This window comes from Rheinheimera hassiensis, from assembly GCF_022436675.1.
Classification (GTDB): domain Bacteria; phylum Pseudomonadota; class Gammaproteobacteria; order Enterobacterales; family Alteromonadaceae; genus Alishewanella; species Alishewanella hassiensis.
The window spans coordinates 196,522-219,460 of sequence record NZ_JAKUJZ010000006.1 but is presented as its reverse complement, the minus strand read 5'-3'; the positions used below and the strand labels follow the sequence as shown (position 1 = coordinate 219,460).

The 22,939-nt window shown below is 46.0% G+C and carries 19 protein-coding genes; 13 read left to right on the top strand and 6 right to left on the bottom strand.

The genetic code is table 11. The features are described from left to right. The first annotated feature begins 62 nt into the window (after positions 1–62). Positions 63–1,652 (top strand): tetratricopeptide repeat-containing sulfotransferase family protein, encoded by a 1,590-nt coding sequence (locus MJX74_RS14460; RefSeq protein ID WP_240223528.1) that lies wholly within the window; start codon positions 63–65, stop codon positions 1,650–1,652. Then, positions 1,649–3,223, top strand: a complete 1,575-nt coding sequence (locus MJX74_RS14455; RefSeq protein WP_240223526.1) for a tetratricopeptide repeat-containing sulfotransferase family protein — start codon at positions 1,649–1,651, stop codon at positions 3,221–3,223. Before MJX74_RS14460 ends, MJX74_RS14455 begins: the two co-directional genes overlap by 4 nt. A gap of 48 nt (positions 3,224–3,271) precedes the next feature. On the opposite strand, the gene MJX74_RS14450 is transcribed toward MJX74_RS14455, so the two are convergent. Further along, on the bottom strand, positions 3,272–5,077 hold the full coding sequence (locus tag MJX74_RS14450) for a tetratricopeptide repeat protein (protein ID WP_240223525.1): 1,806 nt from the start codon (positions 5,075–5,077) through the stop codon (positions 3,272–3,274). Between the two features lie 211 nt (positions 5,078–5,288). Here MJX74_RS14450 and MJX74_RS14445 point away from each other — a divergent pair, with 211 nt between their 5' ends. The 9 genes from MJX74_RS14445 to adk all read left to right on the top strand — a co-directional run bounded on the left by MJX74_RS14445 (position 5,289) and on the right by adk (position 14,514). Further along, positions 5,289–5,690 (top strand): HvfA family oxazolone/thioamide-modified RiPP metallophore, encoded by a 402-nt coding sequence (locus MJX74_RS14445; RefSeq protein ID WP_240223524.1) that lies wholly within the window; start codon positions 5,289–5,291, stop codon positions 5,688–5,690. An 80-nt stretch (positions 5,691–5,770) separates the two neighbouring features. Next, positions 5,771–6,625 carry an HvfB family MNIO-type RiPP peptide maturase gene (locus tag MJX74_RS14440; RefSeq protein WP_240223523.1) on the top strand — a complete coding sequence of 285 codons (855 nt, stop codon included), beginning with the start codon at positions 5,771–5,773 and terminating at the stop codon, positions 6,623–6,625. Positions 6,626–6,628: 3 nt separating this feature from the next. After that, positions 6,629–7,393, top strand: coding sequence for an HvfC family RiPP maturation protein (locus MJX74_RS14435; RefSeq protein ID WP_240223521.1), 765 nt, complete (start codon positions 6,629–6,631; stop codon positions 7,391–7,393). A 234-nt stretch (positions 7,394–7,627) separates the two neighbouring features. Continuing rightward, positions 7,628–8,176 (top strand): adenine phosphoribosyltransferase, encoded by a 549-nt coding sequence (gene apt / locus MJX74_RS14430; protein ID WP_240223520.1) that lies wholly within the window; start codon positions 7,628–7,630, stop codon positions 8,174–8,176. A 48-nt stretch (positions 8,177–8,224) separates the two neighbouring features. Continuing rightward, positions 8,225–10,315, top strand: a complete 2,091-nt coding sequence (dnaX, locus tag MJX74_RS14425) for a DNA polymerase III subunit gamma/tau (RefSeq protein ID WP_240223519.1) — start codon at positions 8,225–8,227, stop codon at positions 10,313–10,315. A gap of 121 nt (positions 10,316–10,436) precedes the next feature. Next, positions 10,437–10,763 (top strand): YbaB/EbfC family nucleoid-associated protein, encoded by a 327-nt coding sequence (locus tag MJX74_RS14420; RefSeq protein WP_068232296.1) that lies wholly within the window; start codon positions 10,437–10,439, stop codon positions 10,761–10,763. Further along, complete coding sequence (gene recR / locus MJX74_RS14415) at positions 10,763–11,365, top strand: recombination mediator RecR (protein ID WP_240223518.1); 603 nt, start codon at positions 10,763–10,765, stop codon at positions 11,363–11,365. The genes MJX74_RS14420 and recR overlap by 1 nt, the downstream gene beginning before the upstream one ends. Positions 11,366–11,481: 116 nt before the next feature. Further along, positions 11,482–13,416: a molecular chaperone HtpG gene (gene htpG, locus MJX74_RS14410; protein ID WP_240223517.1), complete on the top strand. Its 1,935-nt coding sequence runs from the start codon at positions 11,482–11,484 to the stop codon at positions 13,414–13,416. Between the two features lie 453 nt (positions 13,417–13,869). Beyond that, a complete protein-coding gene (adk, locus tag MJX74_RS14405) occupies positions 13,870–14,514 on the top strand; it encodes an adenylate kinase (protein ID WP_240223515.1) in 645 nt (214 codons plus the stop codon). 73 nt (positions 14,515–14,587) lie between these two features. Here adk and MJX74_RS14400 read toward each other — a convergent pair whose 3' ends face one another. Continuing rightward, the gene (locus tag MJX74_RS14400; RefSeq protein WP_240223514.1) at positions 14,588–15,055 is read right to left on the bottom strand and encodes an Hsp20 family protein; all 468 of its coding nucleotides are present in this window, start codon (positions 15,053–15,055) and stop codon (positions 14,588–14,590) included. A gap of 186 nt (positions 15,056–15,241) precedes the next feature. Beyond that, positions 15,242–15,862, bottom strand: coding sequence for a thiol peroxidase (gene tpx / locus MJX74_RS14395; RefSeq protein WP_240223512.1), 621 nt, complete (start codon positions 15,860–15,862; stop codon positions 15,242–15,244). A 129-nt stretch (positions 15,863–15,991) separates the two neighbouring features. On the opposite strand from tpx, the gene MJX74_RS14390 reads away from it, so the two are divergent. Both MJX74_RS14390 and MJX74_RS14385 read left to right on the top strand, forming a co-directional pair. Further along, the gene (locus MJX74_RS14390; RefSeq protein WP_240223511.1) at positions 15,992–17,008 is read left to right on the top strand and encodes a response regulator; all 1,017 of its coding nucleotides are present in this window, start codon (positions 15,992–15,994) and stop codon (positions 17,006–17,008) included. 2 nt (positions 17,009–17,010) lie between these two features. After that, the gene (locus MJX74_RS14385) at positions 17,011–17,976 is read left to right on the top strand and encodes a sensor domain-containing diguanylate cyclase (RefSeq protein ID WP_240223510.1); all 966 of its coding nucleotides are present in this window, start codon (positions 17,011–17,013) and stop codon (positions 17,974–17,976) included. A gap of 3 nt (positions 17,977–17,979) precedes the next feature. Here the strand turns inward: MJX74_RS14385 and MJX74_RS14380 are convergent, their stop codons facing one another. The 3 genes from MJX74_RS14380 to MJX74_RS14370 are packed head-to-tail and all read right to left on the bottom strand — an operon-like array spanning position 17,980 to position 22,743. Next, on the bottom strand, positions 17,980–19,506 hold the full coding sequence (locus MJX74_RS14380) for a SpoVR family protein (RefSeq protein ID WP_240223508.1): 1,527 nt from the start codon (positions 19,504–19,506) through the stop codon (positions 17,980–17,982). A gap of 28 nt (positions 19,507–19,534) precedes the next feature. Next, positions 19,535–20,803 (bottom strand): YeaH/YhbH family protein, encoded by a 1,269-nt coding sequence (locus MJX74_RS14375; protein WP_240223507.1) that lies wholly within the window; start codon positions 20,801–20,803, stop codon positions 19,535–19,537. A gap of 17 nt (positions 20,804–20,820) precedes the next feature. Further along, positions 20,821–22,743, bottom strand: coding sequence for a PrkA family serine protein kinase (locus tag MJX74_RS14370; protein ID WP_240223506.1), 1,923 nt, complete (start codon positions 22,741–22,743; stop codon positions 20,821–20,823). Between the last annotated feature and the right edge of the window lie 196 nt (positions 22,744–22,939).

The following is a 22,939-nucleotide window of genomic DNA, read 5'->3' as shown; positions in this document are numbered from 1 at the left end:
CGGCTTAGTGCCGCCGTTTTTATTTATCACTGACTTTATTCGTAGCCGTCAGGAGAGTAATAGTGAATGAGCAGCAATTAGCATTACCACCCCAGTCAGATATTAGCCATGCACTGATTCAGGCCGTTCTTCTACTTCAGCGCTGTGGAGAAGAAGAACAGGCGAAAATAAAAGTCATACGCCTACTGGAACAGTTTCCTCAATGCACTGCAAGTTTGTATCTCAATTATCAGTTGGCTGTCGCAGAGAGTCGTTTTACTGATGCTGAGCGCTGTCTGACCACAGCATTAGAAATATTACCAGAACACCCTTTATTATTACTGAGCTACGGTCAACTTGCATTACGCCGATATCAGTATGCAACAGCAGTAAAACTGGTTGATAAAGCAGCTACATTTTATGATGGAAAAGACACGACATTTTTGACTGCTATTAACAACGTGATCATGCAAGCTGAGCAACCTGTTCTGGCTATACCTATATATAAACGCATGCTCGCTAAAGAGCCTGATAATATGCAATTCAAACATCAACTAGCACTTTGTTACTTTTTTACCAATCAGCCGCAAGATGCTGCGAAGTTACTTGATGATGTTATCGCTAAAACACCAGATAACGCTGGAGCCATTCATTTACGTTCAGCTCTGCAAACTTATACTCAGAAACATAACCATATTGATGAATTGAAGCTTCTCATTACCGATGCAGGTAAGCAACATCCCGCTATTTACTACGCGTTGGCAAAAGAGTTGGAGGATATTGCAGATTACAAGAACTCGTTTTCTTTTTTGAAACAAGGCGCTACCTTGATGCGAAAGCGTATTGGTTATAACGAGATAGCTGAACTAACGTCTATTAACAATATTATTAGTTCAACTGCCGATATGGCTGTGCCGACATCGCTAGAACAAGAACCAGGTCCTGTGTTTATAGTTGGCATGCCAAGAACGGGTACAACACTTGTAGAGCGGGTTTTGACACAACACGACGATGTGTATTCTGTGGGGGAGTTATCTTTATTTCCACAATTACTTGCATCTATGGCGCAAGAGTATATGAAAAAAAATAAAAATGTCGCTAGTCTACATCAAGCTGCATTACAACTTGATTTTGCTGAGCTTGGCCGACGCTATATCGCTACAGTAGCAGAAATTTCAGGCGGAAAACCTTATACGGTAGATAAACTACCAGTTAATTTTTTATATTGCGGCTTTATAAAAAAGGCGTTGCCGAATGCACGGATAATCCATTTGCGTCGTAATCCTATGGATAGCTGTTATGCAATATTTAAAACACTATTTATTAATGCTTACTCGTTTTCTTATGATCTGAACGAACTGGCTAATTACTATGTAACGTACAGAAGTATTATGGTGCACTGGCATAAAGTTATACCAGGACAGATTTTAGATATTCACTATGAGGAAATGGTTGAAGATGCAGCAAAAACTACAAGGCGATTGGTGCAATGGTGTGGTTTGACATATAAGCCTGAGCTTCTGGAGTTCTATAAAACTGATTCCGCAAGTACTACCGCAAGTGCAGCGCAAGTTAGAAAGCCTATCTACAAGTCATCTGTTGCGAAGTGGCGAAATGTCGAAACAGAACTTACCTCATTGAAACTTAAGTTTCAACAAGCTGGAGTATTATGAGCAATATGCCCGAAGATACGCAGCACAAACTAGAGATTTTAAACGTAAGGTTAGCTACTGAACCAACTAATCATGATATTTTCCTGCAACGTGCTTATTTGTATGCTGACACTGGTAATATAGATGACGCTTTAGATAGTTTTGGACACTTGATGCAGCTTACCGCTCATCAACTGAAATATCTGGCACCTTTCTGCATGGTATTGCATAAAAATGGTTTCTCGTCACAAGCTGCTGAATTATATGATGATTATTGTCACCGCTTCCCAAAGCTGGCGTCGCTATTCTACAATCACGCATTTTATTTACGTTTGGCTGGAAAATATACAGCAGCTATCGCTCAATACCAACATGCGCTTGAACTCAACATATCAGAACCGGAGGAGGTGCTGCTAAATATTGCTGTAATATACAGCGACCATCTACGGCAAGAAGATAAAGCCAGGCAAGCACTGCTGTTGGCATTGCAAGTAAAGCAAGATTATGTACCTGCACTTTATAACCTTGCGAATCTTGCTGAAGAGCGAGGTGATAAAATAGAGACGGAAACCCTGTTTCGGCAAGTACTTGAAGCCGATAATAAATATTACCAAGCATATGCTCGTTTGGCTGATGTAGTAACTTTTCGGGATGTAAGTGATCCGCTTATTGCTCAGATGCAACAGGCTGTTACTGAACGTGACGTAGTTCAGGACACAAGAATCAATCTGCATTATGCGCTTGGCAAAGCGTTTGATGAATGCGGCTCTTATGCAGATGCTTTTAGTCATTTTACAGCAGCCAATAAATTAAACAGCACAACTATGCCTGCATATGATGCAATGGCTACTGAGCATAAATTGGATCAGATAACGCAAATTTTAGATCACTCTTGGCTTAGTGAGCATATGTTGGGGAATGATGCCGTCCCTATATTTATATGCGGTATGTTCCGTTCGGGTTCTACATTGGCAGAACAGATTTTAGCGCAACATAGCAAGGTAACAGCAGGTGGGGAAATTGATTTTTTCTACCAGCAACTTAAAAATATTTATCCCGAACAATTTGCTACAGTGTCGACATCGGATTTAACCTTGCTGGCAAACAGATATTTAGAGTACTGTAATGAGCGTTTTCCTTCAGCAAATTTGCTAACGGATAAAAGACCTGACAATTACCAATATATGGGGTTGCTAAAAGCATTATTTCCGGGCGCCAAATTCATATATACCAAAAGAAATAAAATAGATAACTGTTTGTCTGTGTTTTTTTTGCGTTTGGGCTCCGCAATGAATTATGCTAACCGGCTTGAAGATACACTGCATTATTATCAACAGCATGAAAAATTGATGGAGCACTGGCAGCAGATGTTTGGACAGGATATCTACACGTTAGATTACGACCAATTGATCTTGCAACCTGAAGCGACATTGAAGCCGCTGTTAGCCTTTCTCGGACTAGAGTATCAACCGGGCTTATTGCATTTTTTTGATGCAAAAAATGCCGTGAAGACAGCGAGTGTTTGGCAGGTCAGGCGTCCGCTGTATCAAAACGCCTCGGGGCGGCGCCATAATTACTCTGACTTCTTGTAGCTTATGAAGGTGCTTAATTCTTAAACTTCCATATTTGAGTAATCACTACTAGAGGTCTGGCACAATATCGCATGGGAGTGTAATGCGTTCTTCGTCACTATTAAAAGGTAAAGTTCCGTGCCAGATATAGCTCGGAAAGATTACACAAAGACCTTCTTCTGGGCATATTGTAAGTGCAGCCTGGTCTCTATCTCCCAGACGTAGAGATGTTTCTCCCAATTTTAACCAGCCCTGCCGGCCTGGGTCTGTAGCAGAAATTGATCCCGGTACATTTAAATATGTGCATATAGAAAGCCAACCTTGTTTGTGAACATGATTAGTATGAAAACCTTCACTTTTCAGCTTCACTGACCAAGCCCCCGAAAAGCGAAATGCAGTAATATTGCGTTGCAGCAGAGGGTGAGATTCGTCTTTAGGCAGGTTTTCTACGTATTGTTGTAGATGTGCTGTCAAAAGGTCATGATAAACCTGAATAACTTTCTCTGAAGTATTGAATAAAAAACCGACAGTCTGGCTTCCATTACGAACACTTTGATCTAGAGGTTGATGTTCTGTTATATGTAGTTTTGCTACAGCGATTTTTAGCTCTTGCCAAAATGCTGCAAAGCTAGAGTATCCTGAGGGCGTTGGTAGTTTTTTGATACTTACAAGGCGACTGTAGTCATTCAACCAATCATGCTTTGGATCTTGGACTAAGCGCCAACATAACCCAAGGTAAGCCCAGATTTCTTGATTATCGGGCTGTACAAGCTTGGCGCGCTCCAATAAGTCTGTGGCTTCATTATAAGCCTCTTTTTTCATCAATATACTAGCTGTATCCAGTAAATACCTGACGTTATCTGGAGATTGTGTTAGCGCTTGTAAATAGAGCTTTTCTGCATGCGCGATATCTTCTTGCTTATAATGGATAGTACCCAGAGCATGTATTAGCGGGTGCTGCTGGCCGAAGTGATCTAGCGCCTGTGTTGCCAAACGAAATGCGTCGGAGACTTGTTCCGCCATCAATAAATGTGAAATATAGCTAAGATAGATAGGGAGCGAGTTTGGCAGTGCGAGCAAGGCCTGATTGAAAGAACTGAGAAACTTGGATTTATTACCATGTTCCCAGTAAAGTTTGTTCAAAGCCTCATGTGCGTCAATGTAGTCGGGCTGAAGCCGTAAAGCTTGGTGTAACTTCTGTTCTGCTTGGATGTGCTGTTTTAAGTCGTAATGTATACAGCCAGCTAGATAAAGCTTTACAGGATCATCTGGCATTTTTTTCAAGCAATCCAAAGCTTGCTGTAGTTGTTGTAGTTGACGCAAGACCAGCACTTTTGTTTGTAATAAACCAGTATTTTTAGGATATTGCTTCAATGCGCTGTGTAGTAGCTGTAATGCTTCATTTTCATCACCCAATTTAAGCAAAGTACGTGCACTAAGCTGAAGCCATTTGATTTGGTCACTGGACTGAATATCTGTTTTTTGGATTGTGTTCAAAGCCGCGCGGTATTGCTGTTGCTGGTAATAGATGAAGGCTATGCCATAGGCAATATCAGTATCTGCGTAGAGTGTCGTATATAATTGCTTATAATGAATCAAGGCGTCATTATAACGGCGTCTGGTTAATAGAAAGTTAGCATAGTTTTTTTGGGGAGCTTTATTAGTTGATTGTTGTGAAATAGCTTGTTCAAAATACTGTTCTGCTAACTCAGGTGCATCGAGAGAACAGCATAAAGCCATTAGGTGCATAGCATCCATTGAGTTCGGTTTCAGTTTTAATAAGCGGGTGCATAGCTGTTTCGCTTGTAGGAATTGTTGCTTCTGATAACAATTTAAAGCAAATTGAAAAAGTCTTGCTGGCTCATTTTGCTGCATCGGTGTTCAAAGATTGCGTTGAGGTTGTAAAGGAGAATATCTGGCGAGCTACATAAAAACAAGTTTGCGACAACATTCTTGCCCAAAGGGCGTGCTGAGTAGCATCGTGTTCCGCTTAGTCGCCAGTGAGCTACTAAACAAATATTAATTGAAATATTTTTTGTAATATCAGGTCTACTACTTGAGGTTAACAACTACAACAGGTGCAAATATGAAAACAGTAAAACAATCTAACGTAGCAATGGCGGTAGGTGCTTTAGTTTTTGGCTCACTTGCTACAGTAGCTACGACCGCAAATGCCAACCCGTTTACGGCTATGGAGCTGGCGTCTGGCTATGAAATGGTCGCTGCAGAGGGTAAATGTGGCGAAGGCAAGTGTGGTGAAGATAAAGCTGAAAAAGCCAAGGACAAAGCCAAAGATAAAGAGGGCAAGTGTGGCGAAGGGAAATGTGGCGAAGATAAAATGAAGGACAAAGCCGATAAAGCCAAAGAGGGAAAATGTGGTGAAGGCAAGTGCGGTGCTGATAAAGCTAAAGAGGCAAAAGACAAGGCCAAAGAAGGCAAGTGTGGTGAGGGGAAATGTGGCGAAGGTAAATGCGGCGGTAGTGTTTAAATCCGCCCGTTGAGGCCTGCATAGCTGTACTACTTCGTTGTATTGATAGTGCAGGCCTTTGTTTTACAGGAGCCAAGTATATGCACACATTGACACAGCCGCCCGTATCGGGCACAGGGCTTGGCCTGCGCCGTGAGATGCTGGATGAACTGATAACAGCCAAGCCGTCAGAGATAGATTTTTTTGAGGTGGCACCGGAAAACTGGATCCCGTTTGGTGGCAAGCTGCAGAAAAAGTTTCAGCAGTTAACTGAGCAGCATCGTTTTATTTGCCACGGCTTATCATTGTCTATTGGCAGCCCCGAACCTCTGGACGTGGTATTTGTGAAGCAGGTAAAGCAGTTTTTACGCCAGCACAATATCAGCCTGTACAGTGAGCATCTGAGTTATTGCTCAGGTAATGGCCACTTGTACGATTTAATGCCTATTCCCTTTACAGACGAAGCTGTAGGCTATGTAGCAAGACGGATACGGCAGGTGCAGGATATTCTGGAGCAGCCGTTAATTCTGGAAAACGTGTCTTATTATGCTGCACCCGGCCAGCAGATGCCTGAAGCAGATTTTACCAGGGCGGTGTTACAGGAAGCTGATTGCCAGTTACTGCTGGACGTAAACAACATTTATGTTAATTCGGTTAATCACGGTTACAACGCCAGTGATTTTTTACGTGCTATGCCGTCTGAACGTATAGCTTATTATCATATAGCTGGCCATTTTAAAGAAGCGGAAGATTTGCTGGTAGATACTCATGGCGCTGCAGTGATAGACCCCGTCTGGCAATTGCTGCAACAGGCATATCAGTGTCATGGTATTAAGCCGACATTGCTGGAGCGTGATTTTAATATTCCGCAGCTTAGTGTGTTAAGTGAAGAACTGCAGCAAATTAAAGCGTTACAGCAGATCGCTTTGGCAGATAACCTGATATTAAGGGCCTGACAGATGCAGTTTCAGCAAATTCAGCAGGCTTTTATCGCCCATATTAAAGATCCTGAGCATCAGAGCGCTCCAGTTGGTATTGAAGATCGGCGCATGGCGATATACCGCGAGCTGGTTTTTAATAATGTGGAAGGTTTTATCGCCAGTGCATTTCCTGTACTGAAATCGCTATATAAAGATGCTGACTGGCAGGCACTGGTACGGCAATTCTTTATACAGTATCAGTGCTCCAGCCCTTATTTTCTGCATATTGCTGAACATTTTCTGCATTACTTGCAGCAAGACTATGTTGCCACTGTGCAAGACCCGGCGTTTATGCTTGAACTGGCGCACTATGAGTGGGCCGAACTTTATCTGGCAACAAAGCAGTTGCCAAAGCCTGAAACGCTACTTACCCCAGAGCAGGTCACGTTGGTACCGCTTTATTTGTCATCGCTAGCAATGGTGTTAGCTTACCCTTACGCGGTACATCAGATCTGTGCAGATTATCAGCCGGATGCGGCAGGCGAAATACAGTATTACTTGTTGTACCGTAATGCTGCAGATGACGTGAAATTTGTACTTATTAATCAGCTTACTGCGGCTTTACTACAAACGTTGCAGCAATCTGCCGGTAGTACTTTGGCAACTTTAGTACAGCAACTACTGCCGCTACTGCCACAGCTCAGTGCGCAGCAGCTAATGCAGGGAGCCACAGCTTTATTACAGGACTTTGCCGCAAAAGGTGTGCTGGTGTCTTTTCAAGCAGAGCAAAATTCATTACCATAACTGCCCTTAAATTCGCTGATTACAGAAGAGTAGTGCAATGGCAGACGAAAAGTTTAAAGAGTCGTTTAACCTGTGGCAGTTTCTTGCCCTGGTTGCAGTGTTTGTGTCTTTACTGTGTTTGGCACCAATAGTGCGTTGGTTTCAGATTCTGGCATAATGCACCAGCATAGTTGAAGGCCGCCTGAGGGCGGCTTTTTTGTCCCGGCAGGGGCGCTTAATAAAAGGTTTTCTGACATGGACAAACAGGCATTAGAGCTTGAATTAAAACAGGTTATTAAAACAGTTGTTGATTATCCAAAGCCGGGCATAGTATTTCGCGATGTGACCAGCCTGATGCAGGATGGCCCGAGTTTCAAAAAAGTCATCGACGCTTTTTGTTATTTTTATGCTGATAAAGGCATTACCAAAATTGTTGGTACTGAATCTCGTGGTTTTATTTTCGGTGCGCCGCTGGCTTATGCCATGAGTATTTCCTTTGTGCCGGTACGTAAACCGGGCAAACTGCCACGTCAGCGTATTTCGCAAAGTTACCAGCTGGAATACGGTGAAGATGCATTAGAGCTGCATGCGGATGCTATAGCTGCGGGTGACAAAGTACTACTGGTTGACGATTTGCTGGCTACCGGCGGTACTATTGATGCCACAGCTAAGTTGGTACGCCAGCTTGGTGGTATTGTCGATGATGCTGCTTTTGTTATTGCACTGCCCGAACTTGGCGGTGTTAAACGCCTGCAGCAAGCCGGATTAAATATCCTTAGTTTGGTTGAGTATAGTGGCGAATAAGTTTAGTCTGTCAAAGATCCCAATTACCACAAGACATCAGCAGCCGTTATGAGTTATCAGGTATTAGCACGCAAGTGGCGCCCACAACATTTTGCCCAGTTAGTCGGGCAAGAACATGTTAAAAGCGCACTGGGTAATGCCCTGAACAACAACCGGCTGCATCATGCTTATTTATTTACCGGCACCCGTGGTGTCGGTAAAACCACCATAGCGCGTATTTTTGCTAAAAGTTTAAACTGTGAGCAGGGTATTACTGCTACGCCTTGCGGTCAGTGCTCTGCCTGCCAGGAAATTGATGCCGGCAACTTTGTTGATTTGCTGGAAATAGATGCCGCATCGCGTACAAAAGTAGAAGATACCCGCGACTTACTCGACAACGTGCAATATGCACCTAGCCGTGGCCGTTTTAAAGTCTATCTGATAGATGAAGTGCATATGCTGTCAAAACACAGCTTTAATGCGCTGCTAAAGACGCTGGAAGAGCCGCCGCCACATGTTAAATTTTTACTGGCCACCACTGATCCGCAAAAATTGCCGGTTACTGTCTTATCGCGTTGTCTGCAGTTTAATTTACTGGCATTAAGCCCACTGCAAATTGAGCAGCATCTGGCGTTTGTGCTGGGTGAAGAACAAATCCCTTTTGAGCAAACCGCATTAACACTGCTTGCCCGTGCCGCCAAAGGCAGTTTGCGTGACTCGTTAAGCCTTACGGATCAGGCCATTGCACAAAGTAACGCCAATATCACGCTGGATACTGTACGTACTATGCTGGGTTTTTTGGACCAAAGCTGGGCGCAACAGTTATTACAGGCAATTCTGGCGCAGGACGCTGCGCAGTTGCAAATACAATTGGCAGCGTTGGTGCAGCAGCAGAGCAATTTCAGTCAGGTATTGGACGATATGTTGTCCATACTGCATCTTACGGCACTTACTCAATTCAGCCAGAGCGCGGCCAGTTTTTCGCCACAGCAGCCTTTTGTCCAGCAGTTAGCAGACACGTTGGCTCCTGCGCAGGTACAGCTATATTACCAACTGCTGATCAGCGGTAAAAAAGAGCTGCCCTATGCGCCTGATGCGTTAACCGGGTTGGAAATGGCGCTGCTACGGGCTATGGCATTTGTGCCAGAGACACAAAGCAAAAGCACCGCGCCGGTTAAAGCGGCTGCAATGCCGGTGGCTGCACAGGCTGAACCCACACAAAAGGTTGAACCGCATCCCAGGGGTGAAATAGTAAAAGATACTGACAGCTATTCTGCAACGTCGTCTGCAGAGCCAGTAGCACAAACGCAGCCAGCTACGCTGGCACCGCAAACTGCAATTGCTGCTACGCCAGGCATTGATCCGGTTACGGCACGCATTATGGCACGCCGTGGGGTGGCAGTAACCGCAGCGCCTGAAGCAAAAAAGTTTGAGCGCCAGCAGGCGCCATTGCAAAAAACGGCTGATGCAGAGGGTAAAACCTCAATTGCTCAGCAGCCTGAGCCCGTAAAGGCGCGCCCCCCGGTAATAACACCGGTGTCTGAGCAGCCCGCTGCAGCTACAACCCAGGTCGCTTATCCATCGGCTGATAACAACCGCTATGACGAGCCCGACGATGCTGATATGCCACAGTATGATGCAGCCGCGACAGATGCGTTATGGCAACAGTATGAGCAGGATGCCCAACAAAGCAGCCAACTGCCTGACGCAACAATAGCTTCGCCGGTGTTGGAAAACTTTGACGGCAGCATCAACGAGCAGAATTTCTCAGTCCGCTTTGCTGCCCAGGTAGATGCCTGGGCAGCGCGGGTTGAAACGCTGGATACCGGCGGTTTAAGCCGATTGTTTTTGCTTAATGCTGCCATGCAGTTAGATGGCGATAAGCTTACTTTAACAGTGGCGCAAAGCCAGCAGCATCTTGATAGCCAGGGCTTTCGTATTAAACTGCAGCAGGTGCTGCAGCGCAGTTTTAATCAGCCGCTGGAAATTGACATCAGCTACCAGGCCGAAGTGGCAGCCAGCCCGTTAGCGATACAGCAAAAAATTGTGCAGGAGCGCTTTGGCTATGTCAGCCGGTTATTGCAACAAGACGAAAAAGTAGTGCAGCTGCAGCAGTTATTTGCTGCCGAGCTGTTAGCTGATACCATTCGTGTTAATTGATGCCATACGTGTTAACTGGGTTCAACTTGTAATTTGGCGGCGAAGTTATTATCTTGTCGCCGGTAAAAGGTCTGTGCGGTGTGCAGATATTTCGGCTTAATTTCATAGAGAGTGCAAAGTTATGTTTAAAGGCGGTATGGGCAACATCATGAAGCAGGCGCAAGCCATGCAGGAAAAAATGCAGAAAATGCAGGCTGAAGTTGCGGCAATGGAAGTAACCGGTGAAGCCGGTGCCGGTCTGGTGAAAGTAACCATGCTGGGCAACCATAATGTGCGCCGTGTCAGTATTGATGACAGCCTGATGCAGGATGACAAAGATATGCTGGAAGACTTAATTGCCGCTGCAATTAACGATGCCGTGCGCCGCGTTGATGAAACCAGCAAAGAAAAAATGGCTTCGGTAACCGGGGGCTTACAGTTACCACCTGGTATGAAAATGCCATTCTGATGAGCCGTTATACCCCGCTGGTACAGCAACTGATTGATGCACTGCGCATTTTGCCCGGAGTTGGGCCAAAATCGGCGCAGCGCATGGCATTTTCCTTGCTGGAACGTAACCGTGAAGGCGGTTTACAGCTGGGCGCGGCGCTGGGCGCTGCCATGATGAAGGTCGGACATTGCCAGCAATGCCGCACTTTCTGTGAGACAGCGTTATGTCACATCTGTACCGATCCTACCCGGGCGCTGGATGGCATTATTTGTGTTGTTGGCTCTGCGGCTGACCAACTGGCAATAGAACAAACCGGCCAGTTTAAAGGCCGCTATTTTGTGTTACAGGGCTATTTATCACCTTTGGATGGCATTGGGCCGCAGGATCTGGGCCTGGATAAACTGAGTACACTATTAGCCAGCGGCGGTGTTACCGAACTTATTCTGGCTACTAACCCTACGGTTGAAGGTGATGCCACAGCGTTTTATATTGCTGAGCTTTGCCACAAACATCAGGTAAGCGTATCACGCATTGCTCAGGGTATTCCGGTTGGCGGTGAGCTGGAATTTGTTGACGGCACTACGCTGTCACATGCTTTTAGCGGCCGTAAAGTATTTTAATCTGCCATAACCCTGCTTGAAATCCGGTTAATTCTCCCCATATTAGTTGTCAGTGTCTGGCTGCCGGTGCAGCCTGCGTTATAACTGTCAAAATTTGATGTTCGAGGATAACCACAATGAGTGATACCACAGCCACTTCAACCGGCCAAAAGCAAACCCACGGCTTTCAGGCAGAAGTGAAACAGCTATTACAGCTGATGATCCATTCACTGTATTCCAATAAGGAAATTTTCCTGCGTGAGCTGGTGTCAAACGCCTCTGACGCCGCGGATAAACTGCGTTTTCTGGCCCTGTCAGATGGCAGCCTGTACGGTGATGACGGCGAATTGCGTGTACGCATCAGTCTGGACGAAAAAGCCCGTACCTTAACTGTCAGCGACAATGGCATTGGTATGACCGAAGAAGAGGTGATAAGCCATCTGGGTACTATTGCTAAATCCGGTACGAAAGAGTTTTTCTCACAGTTGTCCGGCGATCAGGGCAAAGATTCCAAGTTAATTGGCCAGTTTGGTGTAGGTTTTTATTCTGCTTTTATTGTGGCGGATAAAGTTACCGTGCGCACCCGCAAAGCCGGTGCTCCAGCTAACGATGCTATTGAATGGGAATCGGCCGGCGAGGGCGATTACAGCATTACGCCCATCAGCAAAGCATCTCGCGGTACTGATATTGTGCTGCATCTGCGTGAAGGTGAAGATGAGTTTTTAAGTCGCTGGAAAGTTGAGAGTATCGTTACCAAATATTCTGATCATATTAGTATTCCGGTTGAGTTATGGCAGGAAGAACAACCAGAGCGTGATGGTGCTGAAGGCGAAAAAATTGCCGCTGTGCCGGGCCACTGGCAGGCAGTAAATAAAGCCACCGCTTTGTGGACACGCGACAAATCAGATATTAAAGACGAAGAGTACCAGGAGTTTTACAAGCATATTTCGCATGACTGGAGCGAGCCGTTAAGCTGGAGCCACAACAAGGTAGAAGGTAACAATAACTACACCAGTTTATTGTACCTGCCGAAGAAAGCACCTTTTGACATGTGGAACCGCGACGCGCGCCACGGCCTGAAACTGTATGTACAGCGCGTATTTATTATGGATGACGCCGAACAGTTTATGCCAAGCTACCTGCGTTTTATCAAAGGTGTGCTGGATTCCAGTGATTTACCGCTGAACGTATCGCGTGAAATTCTGCAAGATACCAAAGTGACACAGGCATTACGCAAAGGCTGTAGCAGCCGTGCACTGAAAATGCTTGAAAAGTTGAGTAAGGATGCTGAGCAATATCAGGCATTCTGGGCTGAATTCGGTCAGGTGCTAAAAGAAGGCCCGGCTGAGGATATGGCGAACAAAGAGCAAATCGCGGCGCTGTTGCGTTTTGCATCGACCCATAATGAAGGCAGCGAACAAAATGTGGCGCTGGCAGATTATGTTAGCCGGATGAAAGAAGGTCAGGATGAGATTTATTATATCGTCGCTGACAGCTTTGCTGCCGCTCAACACAGCCCGCACTTAGAAGTACTGCGTAAAAAAGGCCTGGAAGTGCTACTGCTATCCGATCGTATCGACGAGTGGCTGGTGCAGCACCTGACAGAGTTTGGCGGTAAAAAGCTGCGTTCTGTTGCCAAGGGCGGTCTGGATTTGTCCAAACTGGATGATGACGAAACCAAACAGGCACAGCAAGAAACAGAAAAAGCTTTTGCGGATGTAATTAGCCGCTTTAAAACAGCACTGGGTGAGCAGGTTAAAGATGTCAAAGTTAGCCATCGCTTAACCCAAAGTCCGGCCTGCGTGGTAACTGACGAGTTCGACATGAGCACGCAGATGATCAAGTTAATGGAGTCAGTGGGCCAGAAAGTGCCGGAAGTGAAGCCGATTTTTGAGCTGAACCCTGAGCACCAACTGGTTAAGCGTATTGCTGATGAGCAAGATGAAGACCGTTTTAAACAATGGGCTGAAGTGTTGCTGGATCAGGCGCTACTGGCCGAACGCGGTAACTTGAAAGATCCGGCAACTTTTGTTGCCAGGCTCAACACGCTGTTATTGTCTTTAGCGAAGTAACAGCCAATACCTTTGCTGCGGCCTCAGTGCTGCAGCAAAGGTGTTTATCAACAAACGCAGTGTCTTCCGCTTCTTTCTATTTTATCTAACAATATGTTCCAATAGCTTACCGCTAACGCCAACGGGTATCAGTAGCGACATGTCACTGATCAATGACCCCGTGCTCCAAAAGGCAATTGCAACTAATAGGACTAGCCGCGCAGTTCCACGTATGATGCATACAACTTTAGTCGATATAACCGCGGTTTATCTGTCGGAAAAACTGCTGTTTTCTGTAGTTTGAGCAGAAAAAATGCAGATAAAGCTGTCTTTACACAGCTGTAAGACTAAAAGCCAATGAAATAGCCAGACCAGTTGGCATGACAAGACAAATTTCTTGTTTCAGGCTGCACATTATGTAAAGATCCAGCCTTTATTATTAATGGATCAATCCCAAAACATGAGGGTGTTGCTATGCGCATAATTTTGTTGGGTGCCCCTGGTGCCGGAAAAGGAACTCAGGCTCAGTTTTTAATGAGTAAATACGGCATTCCGCAAATTTCTACCGGTGATATGCTGCGCTCTGCTATTAAGGCTGGTACTGAACTGGGTTTAGCCGCCAAGCAGGTGATGGACGCGGGCCAACTGGTATCAGACGATATCATTATCGGCTTGGTAAAAGAACGCATCGCCGAGCCGGATTGCAGCAAAGGTTTTCTGCTGGATGGCTTCCCGCGTACTATTCCGCAAGCTGATGCCATGAAAGAAAAAGGCATTGTGATTGATCATGTAATTGAATTTGATGTACCGGACGAAGTCATTGTTGAACGTATGAGTGGCCGTCGTGTGCACCCAGCATCAGGGCGTGTTTACCATGTTCGCTACAACCCGCCGAAAGTGGAAGGTAAAGACGATGCTACCGGTGAAGAGCTGGTGATCCGGGCGGATGACATAGAAGAAACTGTGCGTAAGCGCCTGGCTATTTACCATGAGCAAACAGAGCCATTAGTTGGTTATTACCGCGCTGAGGCTGATGCGGGTAACACCCGTTATCATCATATTGATGGTACTAAAGCGGTTGAGGCCGTTACCAGCGAACTGGCCAGCTTACTAAGCTAGTATAGTAAAAGGTATCTGATAGCAAAAAGCCCTGATTATTCAGGGCTTTTTTGTGCCAGTAACAAGGTTACAGTTAAGCAACTTTTTCGGAATTGAGTAATTGTGTAGGCGTTTGTGCGGTGCTGTCACCAATGCTGATTTTGCGTGGTTTTAAGGCTTCAGGAACTTCACGCACCAGCTCTATATGCAGCAGGCCATTGGCCATATGCGCGCCAGTAACTTTGATATAGTCAGATAACTGAAATTTGCGCTCAAAATTACGCTCTGCTATGCCCTGATGCACAAAACGGCGACCATCGTCCTTACCGGCTTTTTGGCCTTTTATCAGCAAGGTATTGTGTTCAGTTTCTATGCTGAGCTCCTGCTCGTCAAAGCCAGCAACTGCCATGGTAATACGGTACTGATCTTCGCCGGTTACTTCGATATTGTAAGGCGGATAAGCAGGCTGCTTTTCATTGCGGGCAGCGGCATCCATCAAATTAGCCAGGTGATCAAAACCAATAAATGAGCGGTAAAACGGAGTTAAATCAATATTTGTCATAACCAATTCCTCATTAGCAAACAGGTGTTGTATTGCCCTTCGGTTGAACGGGCGTTAACTGAACCAGAACAGCGGCTGGTTGTTCTCAGGTGCCGTATCCGGCCACCTGACCTGTTAATAAGGTCGGTCAATAAAATTTCAAGTTTTGGGCCGGACATTTTTTTAATCCCGGCCCAAAGGTGGTTGTCAGCTTTGGCTTAATACCTGTTGCAGGGCATTTAACGCTGCGTCATAGTCAGGTTCTTTTGCCAGTTCATCAACCATTTGCAGGTATACCAGCTTGCCTTCATTGTCGATAATCAGCACGGTGCGTGTGAGCAAGCCCATGTCTTTAATCAGCAAACCATAATTGCTGCCAAAATCCCGCCATACCGCATCAGATAATACTACCAGTTTGTCAATTTCCTCCTGCTGACAATAACGTTTTTGCGCAAAGGGCAGGTCGGTACTGATAGTTAACAGCACAACATCCTCAGGCAATTTGGCCACTTCTGTATTAAAGCGTTTAGTTTGTAGTGAGCAAATGCCAGTATCTACACTGGGCACTACGCTTATCAGCAAAGTTTTGCCTTTAAAGTCTTTTAGTTCTGTTTGTTTAAAACCGGCGTCCACCACTTTAAATGCGGGGGCTTTTTTTCCTACTTCCACTTTCTTGCCCAGCAAGACAATCTGTTGTTCGCCGGCTTTAACTTTACTCAGGCGTTCTGGCAGTTTTTCCTGCAGATCTACCGCACCAGCCAGAGTGCTTAAACTGAGTAAACAGCCTGCTATAACAAATTTTCGGCTGGTAAAAGATAATGCAGACATGATATAGCTCCTGTTAAGATAGTTGGTGTAATAGTAATCAGCTGGAACACAACATATTTTCCGTGCCTGATGCACGAACCGAATATTTCAGTCTAGACTGAAATGAAGCCTGTACGAAGTGAGAAGCCGATGACCACTGCGGTATTAATTTGTGACGACTCTAATCTGGCCCGTAAGCAATTAGCCAGAATACTACCACAAGAGTGGCAAGCGAACTTATTTTTTGCCGGCCATGGCGCTGAAGCCTTAGATACCTTACAGCAGCACAATATTGACTGGTTTTTCCTTGATTTGAACATGCCGGTGATGGATGGCTACGAAGTATTGGCCGAGCTGAAAAAGCGCCAGTTAACTGTCAAAGTCGTAGTGGTCTCCGGTGATGTGCAGCCTGAAGCATTTGAGCGGGTAAAAAGCCTGGGTGCGCTCGACTTTATCCGCAAACCGGTAGATGCTGCCAAAATACAGCAGCTTATGCAGCAACATGCTATTGCTCATACCGCTACAGCTGCAAGCACCAATAGCAAAAAGGCGGGCCCGGTTACTGCGGAGCTTGGCGCAGAGATGCGCGACGTACTGCAGGAATTAACTAACGTGGCAATGGGGCAAGCAGGTAATTTGCTGGCGCGCCTGTTAAATGTGTTTGTGAAATTACCCATCCCGAATGTAAATTTAATTGAAGTCAGTGAACTGCATATGGCCCTGGCGTCGGTAGAGCAGGAATCTTCAACTTCTGCTGTATGTCAGGGGTTTATCGGCGGCGGTGTGTCTGGAGAGGCGCTGCTGATACTGAATGACTCCAGCTTCAAAGATATTGCCCGGTTAATGAATTACCATGGCGCGCTGACGGTAAAAGTTGAACTGGAACTGCTGATGGATATTGCCAATATTTTAATTGGTGCGGTGCTCAAAGGATTGGCAGAACAAATTGATATGAGTTTCAGCCAGGGCCATCCGGTAGTGCTGGGACAGCATGCGCCGGTTAGCGAATTAATCAGAGCCAATGCCAAGCGCTGGCGTAAAACTCTGGCAATAGAAGTAAGTTATGGTATTGAAAACTATAATATCAGTTGCGATTTACTATTACTTTTTACGGAGGACAGCCTGAAAACCCTGAATTATAAAGTTGCTTTCTTGCTGGAGGAGTAGTGATGTCAGAAACATCGATTGAGGTATCTGAGATCCATTGGCTGATGGATATGTTCCAGACAGTTGATGTCGGGCTTGTCGTGCTAAATTGCGACTATCGTATTCAGGTGTGGAATGGTTTTATGGAAAACCATAGTGGTTTAACACCACGTCAGGTGCGTGACAGTTACTTGTTTGACTTATTCTCTGAAATTGACGAAGACTGGCTACGGCGTAAATGTGATCCGGTGATCTTGTTGAAAAACCGTGCTTTTACGATTTGGGAGCAGCGGCCCTATATTTTTAAATTCCGTAATTACCGGCCCATTACCGGTAGTGCTGAATATATGTATCAAAACTGTACTATTTTTCCGCTGTCAGACACCCGTGGCCAGGTAACCCACCTGTGTTTTATCATTTATGATGTTACCGATGTGGCTGTAAGCCGCATCGAATTAGAGTCGATGAATGGCCGTTTACAGCAACTGTCAAAAACCGATTACCTTACCCAGCTGTTTAACCGTGGCTACTGGGAGGAAAGCCTGAACCAGGAATACAAACGGTTGCAACGTTACCCGCATCAAAGCACTTTGCTGATGTGCGATATTGATCATTTTAAACGGGTCAATGACACCTACGGCCATTCTGCCGGCGATTTAGTGATCCAGCAAATTGCTGATGCAGTGCGCAAAAACCTCAGGGCTACTGATATTGCCGGCCGCTATGGCGGCGAAGAATATGCCATTTTGTTAGTGGAAACCAATCTGGAACAGGCGGCTCATCTGGCAGAAAGACTGCGTAAATCAGTTGAGCAGATGGCGATTAAATACAACAGCCAGATATTAAAGGTAACGCTTAGCATCGGTTTGGCTGAGCACAACAAAGACATGACAAATTACCGGCAGTGGCTGGAAGCGGCAGATAAGGCGCTGTACCGGTCTAAGGCAGGCGGGCGCAACAGAGTTACCTGTTACAGCCCGTTAGATTAACACTCAGGCGCCCAAGAGAGCAGGTTCAGGGCAACTGTGCAGTAGCTCTGTGCTGCCGTCGGAGTTTTGTTGTTCCAGATAAACGGTAAAACCCCATAGCCGATGCAAGTGTTTTAGTACATGCGGCATACTGCCAGCTAAAGGAATGCGGCTTTGCGGTACGTAATGTAACGTCAGTGAGCGGTCGCCGTTTAAATCGACATTATGTACCTGGATGTTCGGTTCTATCTGGCTCAGGTTATATTGCTGCGACAACATTTGCCGTACGCGCTGATAGCCCTCAGCATTATGAATAGCGGCAACCTCTAAACTGCCTTCTTCGTCATCATCGACAATCGCAAACAAGTGAAAATCACGGATCACCTTAGGTGATAGATATTGGCTGATAAAGCTCTCATCTTTAAAATTCTGCATAGCAAAGTGCAGCGTTTCCAACCAGTTGCTGCCAGCGATATCCGGAAACCATTCTTTATCTTCAGCTGTGGGCGCCTCACAAATGCGGCGGATATCAGTAAACATGGCAAAACCCAGCGCATAAGGGTTAATGCCGGAGTAATATTTGCTGTTGTATTCCGGCTGCGCTACCACATTGGTGTGGCTGTGCAGAACCTCCAGCATAAAGCGATCACTGACTTTGCCTTCGTCATACAGGTGCTGCAAAATAGTGTAATGCCAAAATGTGGCCCAGCCTTCGTTCATTACTTGCGTTTGTTTTTGCGGATAAAAATACTGTGAAATTTTACGCACTATCCGCACAATCTCACGCTGCCAGGGGTTTAGTAAGGGAGCGTTTTTCTCAATAAAATACAGGATATTCTCTTGCGGCTCTGACGGAAAGCGGCTTTTGTGCTGCATTGTACTGGCAGCTTTTACCGGTATAGTGCGCCATAAATCATTTACCTGAGACTGCAGATAGGTTTCGCGCTCATGCTGGCGCTTTTGTTCTTCATCCAGAGAGATTTGTTGCGGCCTTTTATAACGGTCTACACCATAGTTCATTAACGCATGGCAGGAGTCGAGCATATCTTCTACGTCGCTGATGCCGTATTTTTCTTCACACTGGCTGATATAGTTTTTGGCAAACACTAAGTAATCAATAATAGAGCCGGCGTCGGTCCAGGTTTTAAACAGATAATTATTTTTAAAAAAAGAGTTATGGCCGTAACTGGCATGCGCCATTACCAGCGCCTGCATGGTAATAGTATTTTCCTCCATCAGGTAGGCAATACAGGGGTTGGAGTTGATAACAATTTCGTAGGCCAGGCCCATATAGCCGCGCTTATAGTTTTGCTCGGTCTGGATAAATTTCTTGCCATAAGACCAGTGATGGTAACCCAGCGGCATACCGACACTGGAGTATGCATCCATCATTTGCTCTGCGGTAATTACTTCAATCTGGTTGGGGTAAGTATCCAGCTTATAGAAGGCTGCAACGCGGGCAATTTCCTGATGATAGGCGTCCAGCAGATCGAAGGTCCAGTCAGGGCCGTCTGATAAACAAGTATTTATTTTCGTTTTTGCTTTGGCCATAAAAACCTCACTGCAAAGTCAATTGCGCTTAGGCGGCTTGCTTTTTAAACAGCTCGCGAAACACCGGGTAAATGTCACTGACTTCTTTAATATGCTGAATGGCGAAGTTGTCATGTACCGGCAGCAGCTTTTCATATTCCTGCCACAGGCTCTGGTGAGCCCTGGGCGTAATTTCAATGTACGCATAGTAGCGCAGCAATGGCAGTAGCTTGTTAGCCAGCAGCTCTGCGCAGGGGGCGCTGTCGTCAGTCCAGTTGTCGCCATCGGATGCCTGGGCGGCGTATATATTCCACTCTACCGGGTTGTAACGCTCCTGCACTATGTCGTACATCAGTTTTACCGCGCTGGATACGATAGTGCCGCCGGTTTCCTGTGAATAAAAGAACTCTTGTTCGTCCACTTCTTTGGCTTGTGTATGGTGGCGGATATAAACCACCTCGACATTTTTGTAGCTGCGGCTTAAAAACAGATACAGCAGTATATAAAACCGCTTGGCCATATCTTTGGTGGCCTGGTCCATAGAGCCGGACACATCCATCAGGCAAAACATTACTGCTTTGCTGGTTGGCTCTGGCCGTTTTTGAAAATTACGAAAGCGTAAATCAAAGCTGTCGATAAAAGGCACGGCAGCAATACGCTGCTTCAGTGTGTCAATGTCGTCAATGATGCTACGCAGCAACTGCTGATCCGGCACCGGTTCGCGCTCCAGAGCGCTAAGTTGCTGCTCCAGTTCACGCAGACGGGCTTTTTTATCGGCAGTCATGGCAACACGCCGGGCCAGAGAACCCCGTAACGAGCGCACTATATCGATGTTGCTTGGCACACCTTCAGAGCGGTAACCGGCACGTACATTTTTATACTGCACCAGTTTATCTAACTGATTTTTTCTCAGATTGGGCAGCTCTAAATCTTCAAATAACAGATCCAGATATTCATCTTTGGAGATAGAAAACACAAAATCATCGGTGCCCTCACCGTCATTGGCCGGATCGCCCGTACCACTGCCAGAGCCTGCACCACCTTGTGGCCGCTGAATGCGATCACCCGGGCTGAATTGATCATTGCCCGGATGCACTATTTGCCTGCGGCCGCCTTTACCCTGATGAAAAAATGGCTCAGTAATGTCTTTGCTGGGTATAGTGACACTTTCACCGCTGCTAATGTCAGTAACGCTGCGCTTGCTGATGGCGTCCGACACGGCTTTTTTAATTTGTTGCTTGTAGCGGCGAATAAAGCGCTGGCGGTTTACCGCGCTTTTATTCTTACCATTGAGCCGCCTGTCTATAAAGTGCGCCATACTACCTCCGGCTTACGTTACTGCGATTTACGTACGCGCAGATACCACTCTGACAGCAACCTTACCTGCTTACGGGTATAGCCTTTTTCCATCATCCGGTTGACAAAGTCATCGTGTTTTTTCTGATCATCGGTTGAGGTTTTGGCGTTAAACGAAATAACCGGCAACAACTCTTCTGTGCTGGAGAACATTTTCTTCTCTATCACAGTGCGCAGCTTCTCGTAGCTGGTCCAGGTTGGGTTTTTGCCATTGTTTTTCGCTTTGGCTCTAAGCACAAAGTTAACTATTTCATTGCGGAAATCTTTCGGGTTACTGATGCCGGCAGGCTTCTCAATCTTTTCCAGCTCGGCGTTCAGGGCTGAGCGGTCGAATAACTGGCCGGTTTCCGGATCGCGGTATTCCTGATCCTGGATCCAGAAATCAGCATAAATCACGTAGCGATCAAAGATATTCTGCCCGTACTCGGAATAGGATTCTAAATACGCAGTCTGAATTTCTTTGCCGATAAACTCGATATATTTCGGAATCAAATAACCTTTTAAGTGCTCCAGGTACCGCTCTGCCACATCGGCAGGAAATTGCTCACGTTCTATCTGCTGTTCCAGCACATAAAACAGGTGTACCGGGTTGGCAGCCACTTCAGTGCTATCAAAGTTAAATACCCGCGATAAAATTTTAAAAGCAAAACGGGTAGACAGGCCTGTCATCCCTTCATCGACACCGGCATAGTCACGGTATTCCTGATACGATTTTGCTTTAGGATCAGTATCTTTTAAGCTCTCACCGTCATAAACACGCATTTTGGAGTAAATGCTGGAGTTATCGGGGTTTTTCAGCCGGGATAACACGGCAAACTGTGCCAGGGAGCTTAAGGTGCCCGGAGCACAAGGTGCTGTATTCAGCTCGCTGTGTTCCAGTAGCTTCTGGTATATCCGCTTCTCTTCGCTAACCCGCAGGCAGTAAGGTACTTTTACAATATAAACCCGGTCGAGAAAGGCTTCATTGTTCTTGTTATTGCGAAAAGTTTGCCACTCAGATTCGTTGCTATGTGCCAGTATAATGCCGTCAAAGGGTAACGCTGCTAAGCCTTCGGTGCCATTATAGTTCCCTTCCTGTGTTGCAGTTAGCAAAGGGTGCAGCACCTTAATAGGGGCTTTGAACATTTCAACAAATTCCATCAGGCCCTGATTTGCGCGGCAAAGCGCGCCAGAGTAACTGTAAGCATCGGGGTCATTCTGCGCGAAGTGTTCCAACTGGCGGATATCTACTTTACCTACCAGCGAGGCAATATCCTGATTGTTTTCATCGCCGGGCTCGGTTTTGGCAATGGCCAGCTGATCCAATATAGACGGGTATTTTTTCACCACCTTAAACTGGCTGATATCGCCGTTATACTCGTGCAGCCGTTTGCTGGCCCACGGCGACATAATATTGCGCAGGTAGCGTTTGGGAATGCCATATTCCTGCTGCAGGATATTGCCATCTTCGTTCACGTCGAACAGGCATAGCGGGTTGTCGTACACCGGTGAGCCTTTTAAGTAGTAGATGGGGATTTGCTGCATTAAATGTTTCAGCTTTTCGGCCAGTGACGACTTACCGCCGCCCACCGGGCCGAGTAAATACAAAATTTGTTTGCGCTCTTCCAGCCCCTGCGCTGAGTGCGTCAGGTAAGACACAATTTGTTCGATGGCATCTTCCATACCGTAAAACTCAGAAAATGCCGGATAGCGCGCTATAACCCGGTTAGAAAACAGCCTGCTTAGCTGCGGGTCTTGTGCGGTATCGGTCAGTTCGGGTTTGCCTATAGCCAGCAATAAACGCTCTGCTGCACTGGCGTAGCAGCTTTTATCGTTTTTGCACAACGCCAGGAATTCCTGGATGCTATATTCTTCTTCTTTCGCAGCTTCGTAGCGTGATTTATAGTGCTCGAAAATACTCATATGCACCTCCAGCTTTTAAACATCGGGAAAGGGTGGCAGCCAAGCTGTTATCTTAAGGTTAGACAGTAAAGCGGATTCCCGCCTGACTAATTGACAGAAAAATCTATAAATTTCTTCAGGCTATCGTTGCTGAGCGCAAACAGGTTTAGTTGGCTTATTAGATGAAAGTGTAAAGCTGGGCAGACAAAAAACCCGG

What these genes read in the sequence shown, in the direction of transcription:
- MJX74_RS14455 (WP_240223526.1), top strand. Translation starts at nt 1,649, where the DNA reads ATGAGCAATATGCCCGAAGATACGCAGCACAAACTAGAGATTTTAAAC.
- MJX74_RS14450 (WP_240223525.1), bottom strand. Translation starts at nt 5,077, where the DNA reads ATGCAGCAAAATGAGCCAGCAAGACTTTTTCAATTTGCTTTAAATTGT.
- MJX74_RS14445 (WP_240223524.1), top strand. Translation starts at nt 5,289, where the DNA reads ATGAAAACAGTAAAACAATCTAACGTAGCAATGGCGGTAGGTGCTTTA.
- MJX74_RS14440 (WP_240223523.1), top strand. Translation starts at nt 5,771, where the DNA reads ATGCACACATTGACACAGCCGCCCGTATCGGGCACAGGGCTTGGCCTG.
- MJX74_RS14435 (WP_240223521.1), top strand. Translation starts at nt 6,629, where the DNA reads ATGCAGTTTCAGCAAATTCAGCAGGCTTTTATCGCCCATATTAAAGAT.
- apt (WP_240223520.1), top strand. Translation starts at nt 7,628, where the DNA reads ATGGACAAACAGGCATTAGAGCTTGAATTAAAACAGGTTATTAAAACA.
- dnaX (WP_240223519.1), top strand. Translation starts at nt 8,225, where the DNA reads ATGAGTTATCAGGTATTAGCACGCAAGTGGCGCCCACAACATTTTGCC.
- MJX74_RS14420 (WP_068232296.1), top strand. Translation starts at nt 10,437, where the DNA reads ATGTTTAAAGGCGGTATGGGCAACATCATGAAGCAGGCGCAAGCCATG.
- recR (WP_240223518.1), top strand. Translation starts at nt 10,763, where the DNA reads ATGAGCCGTTATACCCCGCTGGTACAGCAACTGATTGATGCACTGCGC.
- htpG (WP_240223517.1), top strand. Translation starts at nt 11,482, where the DNA reads ATGAGTGATACCACAGCCACTTCAACCGGCCAAAAGCAAACCCACGGC.
- adk (WP_240223515.1), top strand. Translation starts at nt 13,870, where the DNA reads ATGCGCATAATTTTGTTGGGTGCCCCTGGTGCCGGAAAAGGAACTCAG.
- MJX74_RS14400 (WP_240223514.1), bottom strand. Translation starts at nt 15,055, where the DNA reads ATGACAAATATTGATTTAACTCCGTTTTACCGCTCATTTATTGGTTTT.
- tpx (WP_240223512.1), bottom strand. Translation starts at nt 15,862, where the DNA reads ATGTCTGCATTATCTTTTACCAGCCGAAAATTTGTTATAGCAGGCTGT.
- MJX74_RS14390 (WP_240223511.1), top strand. Translation starts at nt 15,992, where the DNA reads ATGACCACTGCGGTATTAATTTGTGACGACTCTAATCTGGCCCGTAAG.
- MJX74_RS14385 (WP_240223510.1), top strand. Translation starts at nt 17,011, where the DNA reads ATGTCAGAAACATCGATTGAGGTATCTGAGATCCATTGGCTGATGGAT.
- MJX74_RS14380 (WP_240223508.1), bottom strand. Translation starts at nt 19,506, where the DNA reads ATGGCCAAAGCAAAAACGAAAATAAATACTTGTTTATCAGACGGCCCT.
- MJX74_RS14375 (WP_240223507.1), bottom strand. Translation starts at nt 20,803, where the DNA reads ATGGCGCACTTTATAGACAGGCGGCTCAATGGTAAGAATAAAAGCGCG.
- MJX74_RS14370 (WP_240223506.1), bottom strand. Translation starts at nt 22,743, where the DNA reads ATGAGTATTTTCGAGCACTATAAATCACGCTACGAAGCTGCGAAAGAA.